This is a genomic window from Sphingomonas sp. DG1-23 (genome assembly GCF_030730875.1).
In the GTDB taxonomy this organism is placed as follows: Bacteria; Pseudomonadota; Alphaproteobacteria; order Sphingomonadales; family Sphingomonadaceae; genus Sphingomonas.
Genome location: NZ_JAVAMA010000005.1, coordinates 81,646 through 94,206 on the forward strand (window position 1 = coordinate 81,646; position 12,561 = coordinate 94,206).

The 12,561-nt window shown below is 66.9% G+C and carries 13 protein-coding genes; 5 read left to right on the forward strand and 8 right to left on the reverse strand.

Annotation, left to right across the window (positions count from 1 at the left end):
• Positions 1–66 precede the first annotated feature (66 nt).
• Entirely contained in the window at positions 67–279 is a 213-nt protein-coding gene (locus Q9Q95_RS09995) for a hypothetical protein (RefSeq protein WP_306096525.1), read from the forward strand.
• A 79-nt stretch (positions 280–358) separates the two neighbouring features.
• A complete protein-coding gene (locus Q9Q95_RS10000) occupies positions 359–505 on the forward strand; it encodes a hypothetical protein (protein ID WP_306096527.1) in 147 nt (48 codons plus the stop codon).
• Here Q9Q95_RS10000 and Q9Q95_RS10005 read toward each other — a convergent pair.
• From Q9Q95_RS10005 to Q9Q95_RS10025, 5 genes are all read right to left on the reverse strand, one after another.
• Positions 502–1,215 carry a TorF family putative porin gene (locus tag Q9Q95_RS10005; RefSeq protein WP_306096529.1) on the reverse strand — a complete coding sequence of 238 codons (714 nt, stop codon included), beginning with the start codon at positions 1,213–1,215 and terminating at the stop codon, positions 502–504. The two genes, Q9Q95_RS10000 and Q9Q95_RS10005, sit on opposite strands and share 4 nt — an antisense overlap.
• Positions 1,215–3,404, reverse strand: coding sequence for a bifunctional diguanylate cyclase/phosphodiesterase (locus tag Q9Q95_RS10010; RefSeq protein ID WP_306096531.1), 2,190 nt, complete (start codon positions 3,402–3,404; stop codon positions 1,215–1,217). Before Q9Q95_RS10010 ends, Q9Q95_RS10005 begins: the two co-directional genes overlap by 1 nt.
• A gap of 127 nt (positions 3,405–3,531) precedes the next feature.
• On the reverse strand, positions 3,532–4,482 hold the full coding sequence (locus Q9Q95_RS10015) for a cation diffusion facilitator family transporter (RefSeq protein WP_306096534.1): 951 nt from the start codon (positions 4,480–4,482) through the stop codon (positions 3,532–3,534).
• A gap of 11 nt (positions 4,483–4,493) precedes the next feature.
• A complete protein-coding gene (locus Q9Q95_RS10020) occupies positions 4,494–4,862 on the reverse strand; it encodes a hypothetical protein (RefSeq protein WP_306096536.1) in 369 nt (122 codons plus the stop codon).
• Positions 4,863–5,000: 138 nt separating this feature from the next.
• A complete protein-coding gene (locus tag Q9Q95_RS10025) occupies positions 5,001–5,750 on the reverse strand; it encodes a Bax inhibitor-1/YccA family protein (RefSeq protein ID WP_306096538.1) in 750 nt (249 codons plus the stop codon).
• A gap of 115 nt (positions 5,751–5,865) precedes the next feature.
• Between Q9Q95_RS10025 and thpR the strand changes: the two genes are divergently transcribed.
• From thpR to ybaL, 3 genes are all read left to right on the forward strand, one after another.
• Complete coding sequence (gene thpR, locus Q9Q95_RS10030; RefSeq protein ID WP_306096539.1) at positions 5,866–6,402, forward strand: RNA 2',3'-cyclic phosphodiesterase; 537 nt, start codon at positions 5,866–5,868, stop codon at positions 6,400–6,402.
• Positions 6,403–6,453: 51 nt separating this feature from the next.
• Positions 6,454–6,870, forward strand: coding sequence for a hypothetical protein (locus Q9Q95_RS10035; protein ID WP_306096541.1), 417 nt, complete (start codon positions 6,454–6,456; stop codon positions 6,868–6,870).
• A 282-nt stretch (positions 6,871–7,152) separates the two neighbouring features.
• Positions 7,153–8,799 carry a YbaL family putative K(+) efflux transporter gene (ybaL, locus tag Q9Q95_RS10040; RefSeq protein WP_306096543.1) on the forward strand — a complete coding sequence of 549 codons (1,647 nt, stop codon included), beginning with the start codon at positions 7,153–7,155 and terminating at the stop codon, positions 8,797–8,799.
• A gap of 45 nt (positions 8,800–8,844) precedes the next feature.
• Here the strand turns inward: ybaL and Q9Q95_RS10045 are convergent, their stop codons facing one another.
• The 3 genes from Q9Q95_RS10045 to Q9Q95_RS10055 form a co-directional block, all read right to left on the reverse strand.
• The gene (locus Q9Q95_RS10045; RefSeq protein WP_306096545.1) at positions 8,845–9,420 is read right to left on the reverse strand and encodes a PAS domain-containing protein; all 576 of its coding nucleotides are present in this window, start codon (positions 9,418–9,420) and stop codon (positions 8,845–8,847) included.
• 153 nt (positions 9,421–9,573) lie between these two features.
• Positions 9,574–10,614: a DUF2332 domain-containing protein gene (locus Q9Q95_RS10050; protein WP_306096547.1), complete on the reverse strand. Its 1,041-nt coding sequence runs from the start codon at positions 10,612–10,614 to the stop codon at positions 9,574–9,576.
• A 95-nt stretch (positions 10,615–10,709) separates the two neighbouring features.
• Positions 10,710–12,554, reverse strand: coding sequence for a methyl-accepting chemotaxis protein (locus Q9Q95_RS10055; RefSeq protein ID WP_306096549.1), 1,845 nt, complete (start codon positions 12,552–12,554; stop codon positions 10,710–10,712).
• Positions 12,555–12,561: the final 7 nt, after the last annotated feature.

Consider the following 12,561-nt stretch of genomic DNA (forward strand, 5'->3'; position numbering starts at 1 on the left):
ACGGCCCGTTGGCACAAACCGGCCTAACCCTCGTTAGAGCAGCATGAGTTCGCCGGAGTTTGGGCATTGGCGCAGGAGCATATCGTCGCGGTGGGATTGTTGACCAATCGCGACCTCGAGAGACTCGGGAGCGGTTTCAAACGCTGCTTCCCGGTCTCCGACGACGGAAAATTCGAGGATTTGCTGCGTGCGATCGACGCTGCGGATGCCGCGGCGCTGCGTGCCGGCCGTGCCGACGGCCCGGATGCGAAGACGATGCCGTCGCTTCGGCAAAGCTGAGGCGTTCCTTATCCACGATTAGCCGTTTGAAACCTATGGGCTTTGTGGCACTCTCGATCCTGCGATCAGGGATTTCGCCATGTCCGATTCGATCTATTTCCAGGCCCGCGCCCGCCGTGAACGCGAAGCGGCGCTGCGCCAGCAGCACCCCGCCGCGCGCCATGCGCATCTGGTGATGGCCGAGCGCTACGAACGGCTGCTCGCCGAAGGAAGCAGCGCCCGCTAGAAGCTGCGTCCCAGCGCGAGCACCAGCCCGCGCTCGCGCTTCGGCTCGCCGGCTGTCGCCCGCGGCCGTACCGCGCCGACATAATTGGCCGAAACCGTAAATCCGCCGCGCGACAGGCTCGCTCCCGCCCGCCAGTCGAGCTTGCCGCCACGCGCCGCGCCATCGAACGCTCCCGATTCATAGCCCGCCGCGAGACTCAGGCTGATCGGCGTGTCTGCGATCCCCTGCTCGATTCCGGCAAAGCCGTAGAGATTGCCGCTTTTGCGCCCCGTCACGTCGATCAGATGGGCCTGGCGCGGCGCCCAGGCGATTCCGGCGCGCGCATCGGTCTCCCCGCGCTCCCAGCCGAGCGTCGCCGTCGTTTCGGCATAATCGCAATCGGCTGCGCCGGGATAATGGTACCAGGCGACGTTGCCCTCGAACGCCAGTGCGCCACCGACCGCACCCCGCCAGCCGAGGATCGCATCCATCTCCACCGCCGCCGATCCGCCGCCATGGGGCACCCAGGAGCCGAATCCACCCAGATAGAATCCGGCGCCGCCGTCGAGTTCGGCGCTGACCTGCAGCGCCGGCTTGCCGTTCGAAAGCGATACGCCGCGATAGCGATAGTCGGAGACGATCTCCGCCTCGCCGCTGACGTCCTGCGCCGCCGCCGGAGGCACGATCGCCATCAGCGCGGCGGCAGTGAGCAAGGCCGGCGCCGCGCGCATCAGGCGGCGCGCAACGTGCCGCGCTGCGCGATCAGCGCCGCGATCTGCCCGGCAGGCACCGGGCGCGAGAACAGATAGCCCTGCATCTGGTTGCAGCCGGCGAGCTTGAGGAAGCGTTGCTGGTCGCCGGTCTCGACGCCCTCGGCGGTGACCGTCAGCCCCATCGCATGGCCGAGGGTCACCACGGCGTGGATGATGGCGGCCGAATCCACCGTATGCCCGAGATGCTGGACGAAGCTGCGATCGATCTTGATCTTGTCGACTTCGAACTTCCGCAAATAGCTGAGCGACGAATAGCCGGTGCCGAAATCGTCGAGCGCGATCTTCAGCCCTGCCGCGCGCAGCTTCGCCAGACCCGCGCGGACCAGTTCGTCATCGTCGATCAGCACGCCTTCGGTGACCTCGAGTTCGAGCTGCTCGGGCCGCACCCCGGTATCGCGAACGATCTCGAGCACGCGCTCGGCGAAGCCGGCGGTGCGGAACTGCACCGGCGACAGGTTGAGCGCGACGAACAATTCGGGCCAGCGGTTCGCTGCAGCGCAGGCCTGACGCAGCACCCATTCGCCCAGCGGGATGATCAGCCCGGTCTCCTCGGCGATCGGGATCACCTGCGCCGGCGGCAGCAATCCCTGCTCGGGATGCACCCAGCGCAGCAATGCCTCGACGCCGACCATCTTGCCGTCGACGCCGACCAGCGGCTGATAATGGAGCGCGAGCCCCTCGCCGGTCGCGAGCGCCGCGCGCAGATCTTCCTCGATCGTCCCGCGCAGCTTGACGGTCGCATCCATCGATACGTCGAAATGACGATAGCAGTCGCGGCCCTCGGCTTTGGCGCCGTACAGCGCGATATCGGCCTTGCGCATCAGATCGACGCGGTCGGTGCCCGCGGCAGGCGCCTGCACCACGCCGATGCTGACTCCGACGAACGCCTGGTTGCCGAGCACTTCGAACGGCGCATGCACCGCAGTCAGGATCCGCGTGCACAATGCGTCGACCATCTCCGTGCCGGCCAACCCGGGGAGCAGGATCGCGAACTCGTCGCCGCCCAGCCGCGCGATCGTGTCCTCCTCGCGCACCAGGGCAGTCAGCCGGCTGCCGAACTCGCGGATCAGTTCGTCGCCCGCCTGATGCCCATAGGTGTCGTTGACGTGCTTGAAGCGATCGAGGTCGAGCAGCAACAAGGTCGCGTCCTCGCCGCGCCGGGCGCGCGCCAGCGCATGATCGACCCGGTCGTTGAACAATGCCCGATTGGGCAGCCCGGTCAGCCCGTCATGGAACGCGAGGTGTTGCGCCTGCGCCCGGCTGGTCTCGAGCTCGAGCCGCGCGCGCAGATTGCGGTTGAGCAACCACGCCAGCAACGTCCCGATCAGCCCGAGAGCCACCAGCAGCACGATAATCATATAATTCTTCACGGCATTGCCCGGCCGAAAGGCCTGCCATTCGATATAGCCGATCAGCTCGCCTTGCGTGGCCCGCAGCGGGATCGCGGCGTGGGCGCCCGGCGTCCGGACGAAACGCGGCGCCTCGATCCCATAGTCGCCGGCGAGCTCCGTCAGGAAGTTGCCGTCGATGTAACGGACGCTGACATGAAGATATTCCGATCCCGCTGTCTGCGCGACCGTGCCGGTTTCCGACAGGATCGGCTTGACGCTGACGATCGCCGGGCGGCTGCGAACCATTGCGAGGTTCGACCGGCCGGGGGTCTGTTCGGTGCTGCTGGCAGCGGCGAGGTCGCCACGCCGCAGCTGCGCCCGAAGCTGCGCCACGAGAGATTGCACACGCGGCGCGATTCCGGCGAACTGACGCGGCGCGGCACGTCGGCCGTCCCGCATCGCATAGACCGCGCGCTCCTCCGCATCGAGCACATAGGTCTCGTCATGCTTGTAATAGCTGTAGAACCAGATGCCGAGATTCTGGTCGAGCCATGCCAGGTCGAGCGGTCGCGCGTGCGCGTGGCGCACCGAATCGTCCCAGTAGGTCGAAGCTTCCTGATCCTTGCGGACGTCCGCGACCGCCCGCTGCATCGCGACTGCGGCCAATCGGGCCTGACGCTGCGCCGCGACTGCGTCGGATCCCTCGGTGGCAAAATGGAGCACCGCGCCGACCATCGCCGCAAGCAGCAGCAACGTCCCCGCGGTGGGAACGATCACTGCCTTGAGCAACAGTCTTCCAGGCCGGGACCCGATCACGCACACCCCATGAGTTCTTCTGAATCATCATAGAGGGCAGCCCGGCCGCTTTGGATTTCGGCTTGGAAATCCGATGCTTAATGCAGGGAAAATACGGAGGAAAAGTGCAGCGCCGCGCAGGCCCCGGTCAGCCGATCGCCACCGCGTCGGGCGCATCCTCGGCCTTTTCGGGCCGGATATAGATCGACGAGAGCAGCGGCAGCGCGGCCTTCAATTCCTGCTCGATGCTCTCGATCAGCGTCTCGCCCGCACCCATCGTGATCGCGTCGTCGAAATCGGCGCTGACCGCGACGAAGATGCGATCGGGCGCGGTGTGGATCGTCCGCACATGATTGACCCGCACGATCTCGGGACGGCGGTCGAGGATCGCCCGAACGCAGGCCACCACCTGCGGATTGGCGCGCTCGCCGATCAGCAGCCCCTTGGCCTCGCGCGCGAGCAGGACCGCCACGCCGGCGAGGATGCAGCCGATCACGATCGACGCCGCCCCGTCGATCCGCGGGTCGCCCCAGGCGTGGCTCGCCCAGATGCCCAATCCCGCCACCAGCAAGCCCGCGAGCGCCGCCGAATCCTCGAACAATACGATGAAGGTCGCCGGATCCTTGGATTCGCGCACCGCCTGCCACCAGCCCATCTCGCCCTTGGCCGCGGCGAATTCCTTGAGCGCGATCGCCCAGGAGGTGCCCTCCAGCACTATCGCCACGCCGAGCACGATGTAATTGACCAGCGGATCGTGGAGCGGCTCGGGCGCGACGATGTGCTTCCAGCCCTCGTAGATCGAGACCCCGGCGCCGAGCCCGAAGATCAGGATCGCGACGACGAACGCCCAGAAATAGAGCTCGCGGCCATAGCCGAACGGGTGCTCGGCATCGGGCGGCCGCTTCGCGCGGTGCTGGCCGTAGAGCAATAGCCCCTGATTGCCGCTGTCGACGAGGCTGTGAACGCCCTCGGTGAGCATCGAGGAGGACCCGGTGATCGCCGCCGCCACGAACTTGGCGACCGCGATCCCCAGATTGGCCGCCAAGGCGGCATAGAGAACGATATTGGCGCGCCAGCCCGACGCGGGAGAGGCGCCCATGGCGTGCCGCCTTAGTCGAGGCCGAGCTTGTGCAGCACCTTGCCGATGATGCCCTTGGTGCCCGCGGGCCCTGCGGCGAGCTTCTCCTCGGCCTTTTCGTTATAGCCCGAGCTTTCGGGCAGCGAATGATTGTGGACCGGCTGGGTCGAGGCGGGCGGATCCGACGCGTCCATCGATTCGTCGAGCGCGCGGTCGAGCCGCGCTTCCTTGCTCTCGGGGTTGCGTTCGAGCCGCTCGACGATCGATTTGTCGGTACCGGCGTCGGCCGAGCCCACCGGCGCGGGGCGCGCATTGGCGGTCGCCGAACCGGCATCGGCATCCTCGGGTCCCGGTGCCACCGACATCTTGTCCATCGCCGGGTCGATCGGGTTCGCAGTCATGGTCACTCTCCTGAGCGTTGCCTTGCTGTAACGACCATGCCGCGATTCGCGTTCCCGCGCCGAAACCTCGCGAACACAAAAGAAAACGGCCCGGCGGGAATGCCGCCGGGCCGTGTTTCGTCGAACCAGTGTCGCGGATCAGTCGCGCGCGCTGCCGAACAGCCGGAGCAGGAACAGGAACATGTTGATGAAGTCGAGATAGAGGTTCAGCGCCCCCATGATCACGACCTTGCCCATCATGTCGGTGCCCGCGACATGCACGTACAGGCTCTTGATCTTCTGCGTGTCATAGGCGGTGAGGCCGGCGAAGATCAGCACGCCGATCGCGCTGATCACGAGGCTCATCGTACCCGACTGCAGGAACAGATTGACGATCGAGGCGACGATCAGCCCGACCAGGCCCATGATCAGGAAGGTGCCGAGACCCGACAGGTCACGCTTCGTCGTATAGCCGTAGAGGCTGAGCGCTCCGAAACCGGCCGCGGTGGCGAAGAACACCTGCGCGATCGACGTCGCGGTGTAGGCGAGGAAGATCGTCGACAGCGACGCCCCCATCAGCGCGGCGTAGACGAAGAACAGGGTCTTGAGCGTGCCTTCCGACATGCGGTTCTGGCCGAAGCTCATCGCGAAGACGATCGCCAGCGGCGACAGCGTCACCACCCAGCCGAGCAAAGTCGGCGAATAGCCGCGCGCGGTGGGCTGCACCATCAGTTCGACCAGGCTGGTATTGCCGACCACCAGCGCGATGATTCCGGTCAGCAGCACGCCCGAGAGCATGTAATTGTAGACCGACAGCATATATGCCCTGAGCCCCGCGTCGTGCGCCTCGGCGCGCGCGCCGGTCGCTGCATAGGCCGCGCCAGTCCGGGGATCCGACCAATTCGCCATTATGAACTCCTTTGCCCGGCGCTCTGCCGGAATATCCCCGAATATCGTTCCTGAACCGGTCCTTTTCAAGCAAAACCGGTGGGCCGCGCGCCGATCCACGGTTAAACGCTGCCGCATGCACCGCCTGTTCGTCGGCCTCCGCCCCCCTCCCACGATCCGCGCGCAGCTTCTCGCGCTGATGGGCGGCGTCTCCGGCGCGCGCTGGCAGGACGATGCCCAGCTCCATCTGACGCTGCGCTTCATCGGCGAAGTCGAGCGCCCGCAGGCCGAGGATGTCGCGATCGCGCTCTCCAACGTGCATTTTCCGCCGATCGAGGTGTCGCTCGACGGGGTCGGCGAGTTCGACAAACGCGGCCGGCCCAATGCGCTCTGGGCCGGAATCCGCCCGCACGACGCACTCGCCGGGCTCCACAAGAAGATCGATCAGGCGCTGGTCCGCTGCGGCCTCGCGCCCGAGGGCCGCGCCTATCTGCCGCACGTCACCCTCGCGCGGATGAACGCTTCGGCCGGGGCCACCGCCCGCTTCCTCGAAAGCCATGCCGGCCTCGTCAGCCCGCTTTTCACCCTCGATCATTTCCTGCTGTTCGAGAGCACGCTCGGCAGCGAAAGCGCGGTCTACGAAACGATCGAGCGCTATCCGCTGCGGGGCTGAGGGGCGGGATTGGTTTACCGTTACGCCTCAACATGATAAGACTGCCTCGGCATGGCGCGTATCTTCACCACCATGCGCTCCGGCGCCAGACAGTCGTTTTCGCGGCTGTATCGACCCGTTGTCGCCGGATGGCTTTCGGTACTGACGATCCTGTTCTGCGCGATTTTGCCGATGGGCTTGCCCCAGACGGCCGCGCACGGATCCGCCTTCAATCCCGCCACGACCAGCGTGGTGGTTTTGACGAGGACACCGCAGCGGCGGCTCGCAATCCTGCCGCGGACGGGTCCCGATCTCGACGCGCACAAGCACATCCCGGTACGGGAAATTCCGCGCTTCCTGTCGGCGCTTCCAGATCTGGTGCCGACACGCTTCGCACGCGCCGCCGGCGCCATGTGGAACGCCGATTTTGCCTTTCAGCAGCTCGCGCTCGCGGGAATTCGCTTTGCGAGAGGGCCTCCGCAGGCCTGACCAGGCGCACGGACATGACCGCGAGCGATGCTCCGCGTGCCTGACGCCGAATTATAGTTCGCACCCTCTTCAGCGAAGGCGCCTTGGTGCGCGTTCTGGAGGTTGAACATGAACAACAACGAAAAACGACCGCCCTGGTGGTTCGAGCCGACAATGTGGGCCGGAATGGCTGCCGCTGCGGCGCTCCTCACGGCCGTCGCGGGGCCAGCCATGGGCTGATCCCGTGCGGAAGCCGGCAACAAGCGGCCGGCTTCCGCTATTTTCGCCTCAACAGGAAAATTGATGCCCCATCACACTCCGCTGATCGCCACCATCGTCGCCGGGCTCTTCGTCGCCTTCGTGTTCGGCGCGATCGCACATCGATTGAAAGTCTCCCCGATCGCCGGCTATCTGCTCGCCGGCGTCATGGTGGGTCCGTTCACGCCCGGATTCGTCGCCCATTCCGGTATCGCCAACGAACTCGCCGAGATCGGCGTGATCCTGCTGATGTTCGGCGTCGGCCTGCATTTTTCGCTGCGCGACCTGATGTCGGTCCGCAAGATCGCGGTGCCGGGTGCGGTCGTCCAGATCGCCGCGGCCACCGCCCTCGGTATCGGGCTCGCCTGGCTGACCGGCTGGGGTCTGGCGGCAGGACTCGTATTCGGCCTCGCGCTTTCGGTGGCCAGCACGGTGGTGTTGCTGCGCGCGCTCCAGGGCCATGACATCGTGCAGACCGAGCGGGGCCGGATCGCGGTCGGCTGGCTGATCGTCGAGGATCTGGCGATGGTGCTCGCGCTGGTGTTGCTGCCGGTCGTCGCCAACATGCTCAACGGTGCCGGCCACGGTGCCGCCGCGATTTTCCAGCCGTTGCTGTCGACTTTCCTCAAGGTCGCGGGCTTCGTCGCGCTCATGCTGGTCGTCGGCCGGCGCGTGATTCCGTGGACCCTGCAATGGGTGGTGGGCACGGGATCGCGCGAACTGTTCCGCCTCGCGGTGCTGGCGATCGCGCTCGGCGTCGCCTTCGGCGCGGCGATCGCTTTCGACGTCTCGTTTGCGCTCGGCGCGTTCTTCGCCGGCATGATCCTCGGCGAGACCTCGCTCAGCCGGCGCGCGACCGAGGAAACCCTGCCGCTCCGCGACGCATTCGCCGTATTGTTCTTCGTCTCCGTCGGCATGTTGTTCAATCCGGCGGTGATCGTCGAACAACCCCTCGTGCTGGCGGCGGCGGTGGCGATCATCCTGTTCGGCAAATCGCTGGCGGCCTATCTCATCGTCCGCGCCTTCGGCTATCCGCGGCAGGCCGGACTGACGATCGCGGTGAGCCTCGCGCAGATCGGCGAGTTCTCGTTCATCCTCGCGGGCCTCGGCACCGAATTGGGGATGCTGCCGCCCGCCGCCCGCGACGTCATCCTCGCCGCCGCGATGATTTCGATCTTCGCCAATCCATTCCTGTTTTCGTGGGTGGCGGGGCGCCAGTCCGATCAGGAGCCCGCACCGGGGCCCGTCACGCCGATCGATCTGCCCGCCGGGCACATCATCCTGGTCGGTTATGGCCGGGTAGGCAGCATGATCGCCACCGAGCTGAAACAGCGCAACAAGGCGTTCGTGATCATCGAGGATCAGGGCGACATGGTCCGCCAGGCGCAGGAAGACGGGATGACCGTGATCGAAGGCAATGCGCTGGTCGCACGCACTTTGGTCGCCGCCGGGATCGGCTCGGCGAGCAAGCTGCTGATCGCGATACCCGCGGGCTTCGAAGGCGGCGCGATCCTCCAGCACGCGCGCCTCCTCAACGCCGATCTTCCGGTGATCGCCCGCGCCCACTCGACCGACGAGGTCGCGCATCTCGAGCATCTGGGCGTCGATCATGTCGTCATGGGAGAACGCGAAACCGCGAATCGCATGATGGAATTGTCCGCAACCATGGCGCCGGCAAGCTTCGCGCGGTGATCCGGGCGGCGGGGTCGAGGGTGCGTACCTCCGCGGGACGGTCGGCTAGTTCGGCCGCTCCGCCTGGCGCGCCTGCTCCTCATAGTCCGCTGCCATCGCCTGCAGGATATCGGCGGTGCGCGTGTCGCCGACCGATCCGGCGAGCCGGCGGCAGCGCGCTCTCTGGCTGCACAGGAAGTCGCGGTAACGCGCGTCGCGGAGATCGACGAGCAGATTGACTGCACCGATCAATCGATCGTCCGCGTCGAAGATCGGAGTCGGATGCGGCAGGAAATCGACGCGGGTGCCGTCGGGGCGTTCGGCGGTGGCACGCACGCCGCGTACCCTGCGTCCCTCGCGGATCGCGACCGCCATCGGGCAGTGCTCGTGCGGGAGGAACGCGCCGTCGTCGCTGTAGAGACGCCATGTCACGCACCAGCGATCGAGCCGGGCCTCGGGCTCGCGCCCGGCGAAATCGACGCAGGCGCGGTTGAAATGCGTGACCACGCCCTGGGCGTCGGTCAGATAGACCGCGGCCGGAATCCGGTCGAGCGCCTCGGCAAGCGACTGCTCGCCACGACGCGCGGCTTCGACCGCGACGTCGACGATGTTTTCGGGATCGAGCGAGAGGGAATTGCTCACAGGGACTTTCGAGACGGCCGGACGGTACGCCCCGGACTCCGGGTCAGCAAACTCTTGATCCAGATCAAGGTTCCGCGGCTCGTCGTTCCGTCGGCCCGTTTTCGATCGCCCCACCGTGCCGGGCCGGCCCGGTACAAGACGGCCGAACCGCGATCAGGCGCGCTTATGCCATTCGATCCAGGCGCCATAGGGATGGCAGGTGGCGAGGTGCCGCGCCTCGCCGCTCGGCCAGCAGGTCAGCCAGAGCTGAACCTCGCTGCGGTTCGGCGTCCATTCGAAGCTGATCCACGCCAGCGGGCGCTCCATGGTGGCGCGTCCGCCGGCTGCGGCGATCAGATCAGTCGCCACCTTGCGGTCGTCGGCGCTGAGATATTGCAGCACCATCGAATGGAACACCGCGCGGCATCGCCCGTCCGCCTGCGGGACGGCGAGCTGCTCGGCGAGCCACGACACCGCATCGGCGCGTGCGATCCGCGGCGGGTGGCGCTGGGCGAGCGCGATCGCATTCTGCAGCCGCTCGGCCCGCAAGGGCTGATCGGCGAACACGAACGACAATAGCCGGTCGCGGGTCGCCTCGTCGGCGACGTCGAGCGGGTGGAGATCGACGCCGTGCGCCGCGAGAACCTCGACCGCGGCCTCGGGCGGCGGCGCGCCGTGCCAGGTCGGCGCGATCTGCACCGACGAGCCGATCGCCCCCGCGGGCACCCCGCCGAGATCATAGGCGTAATGCGCAAGGTTCAGATTGAGCCCCGCGCTCGATCCCAGTTCGAGCAATTCGAAGGGCAGTCCGAAATTCTCTCCCGCCACCATCAGCGCCGAAAGGATCGCCGCGGCGCGATTGACTTCGTTGGTCTGGGTCGGCTGGCGCATCCAGTGCGCGATGAATTCGTCCTCGCTGACCAGAGCGGCGCAGAGCGCGCCGTCGAAATCGTCATGCTGGCGCTTGTAGAGCGCCTCGAGCCGCAGCGGGCGGCCGCGCCGCGCGAGTGCGTGGATCGCGGCGTTGAAGCGCATCGCCAACGCTGCTGCGGAAGGATCCCCCGGCCAGGTTTCGATCAGCGCCGCAGTGCGCGGCGCCCGGCGGAGGTGACGCTCGCCCGCCTCGAGGACCGAAGCGACGAAGGGCGATCCCAGCGCGCGCGCGATGTCCGCCTGGCGCGCGAATTCGCCCCGGGTCGCAAGATTGTCGGTCATATTCCTCCCTTCGCCGGATGTGCGGTCCGACGAAACTTTACGCACATTCGAGCTTCGGGCCGCCGCGCCGATCAGCGTGGCGGCCCGACACTTGCTCAGAACGACTGCCAGTCGTCGTGGCCGTTCGCGCGCTTGAGCGCGGGCACGGCGGCGGCAGGCAGCGGCTTGACCGGCCCGTCGAAACGGATCTGGGTCTTGCTCTGACGGGTAGCGCCCGATCCGCCGACGTTGAACCGCGACGCCTGCTCGCTGAGTGCGGCGACTTCGCCGCTCAGGTTGCGCGCAGCAGCCGAGGTTTCTTCGACCATAGCGGCGTTCTGCTGGGTCGACTGGTCCATCGTGCCGATCGCGATCGAGATCTCGCTGATCGCAGTCGACTGGGCCTTGTTGTCCGACGCCATCTCGCCGAGCAACTTGTGGACTTCGCCCACGTCGCCCGAAATGTCGGCCAGCGCCGTGTCGACCTTCTGGACCATCTCCACCGCCGCGACGATGTCGGTCTGGGTGGCCGTCAGCTGGTCGCGGGCGCGGCCGGCTTCTTCCTCGGCGCGCATCGCGAGCGCCGAGACGAGGTCGGCGACGACCGCGAATCCGCGGCCCGCTTCACCCGCACGACCGGCTTCGACGGCGGCGTTCATCGCGAGAACCCGGGTCTGGAAGGCGATCTTGTCCAAGCCCTCGATCACGCTGTCGATGCCCTTGGCCGAATCCGCGACGCGGGTCATCGCCTGCATCGCCTCGTCGGCGGTCGAACGGCCGTTGGAGACCGTGACGATCGTCCCGTCGGCACGCTCGACGGTGCGGCCGGCAGCCGCCGCGGTCTGTTTGAGGCGGCCGTCCATCTGGGTTACCGCTGCCGAGGTCTGTTCGAGGCTCGCGGCATTGGCTTCGGTGCGGCGGGCAAGGTCTTCAGAGGCCTGGGCGATCTCGTTCGAGCCGTCGCGGATCGTCGCGGCGCTCTGCATCACGGTGCCGATCAGCCCGCGCAGCTCGCCGACGGCGGCGTTGAAGTTGGTCTTCACCGTCGCATAGTCGCCGGGGAAATCGCGGTTGATCTCGGCGGTCAGATTGCCGTTGGCGAGCTCGGAGAGCTGTGCCGACACGGTCTCGACCACCATCTTCTGCTCGGCCTCGGCGCGGGCATTGGCAGCCTCGGCAGCCTGCTTCGCGACCGCGGCGTCGCGGAACACCAGAACCGCGCGGGCCATGTCGCCCAGCTCGTCGCCGCGATCGGTGTCGGGCACGGCGATGTCGTTCTTGCCGGCGGCGAGATCGGCCATCGTGCGGGTCAGGCCCGAGACCGGACGTGCGATCAGCTTGGTCAGCATCACCGCGAGGGTGACCGCGATCCCCATCAGCGCGAGCGCGCCGACGATGAGCACGAAGAGTGCGGACTTGATCGCGCCTTCCTGGCGCGCGCCGGCTTCCTCGATCAGCTTGGTCTGGGCGTCCTTGATCTCGCGCAGCGGCAGCACCGCGGCGCTGGTCAGCACGGCCTTGCCGGCGGCGCGCACGTCGGCCTCGGCGGCTTCCTGCTGCCCGGCCTTGACCTTGGCGATCAGGCGATCGCCCCATTCCTTGCGCCACTTGAGGGTTTCCTCGCGCGACTTGAGCAAGGCGGCTTCCTGAGCCGGATCGACGAGGAGTTCCTCGAGCTCGACCGAGGCCTTGTCATAGTCCTCGCGCCCCTCGTCGTACGACTTGAGGTAGGATTGGTCCGCGGTCACCAGGAACCCGCGGAACTGGCTGTTCTGGCGCAGCAGCGAGGTTTCGAGCGCCAGCGCCTTGGCGTGGATTTCCTGGCTGAGATTGTTCGCGTCGGTGGTGCTGCGGATCGACGAGATGTTGGTGTAGAACACCAGCATCACGATCGCCGCAGTAGCGCAGATCGTCAGGAACGACAGACCCAGCTTCCTCGGGATTTTCATCGACTTCAGCATTGTTCGC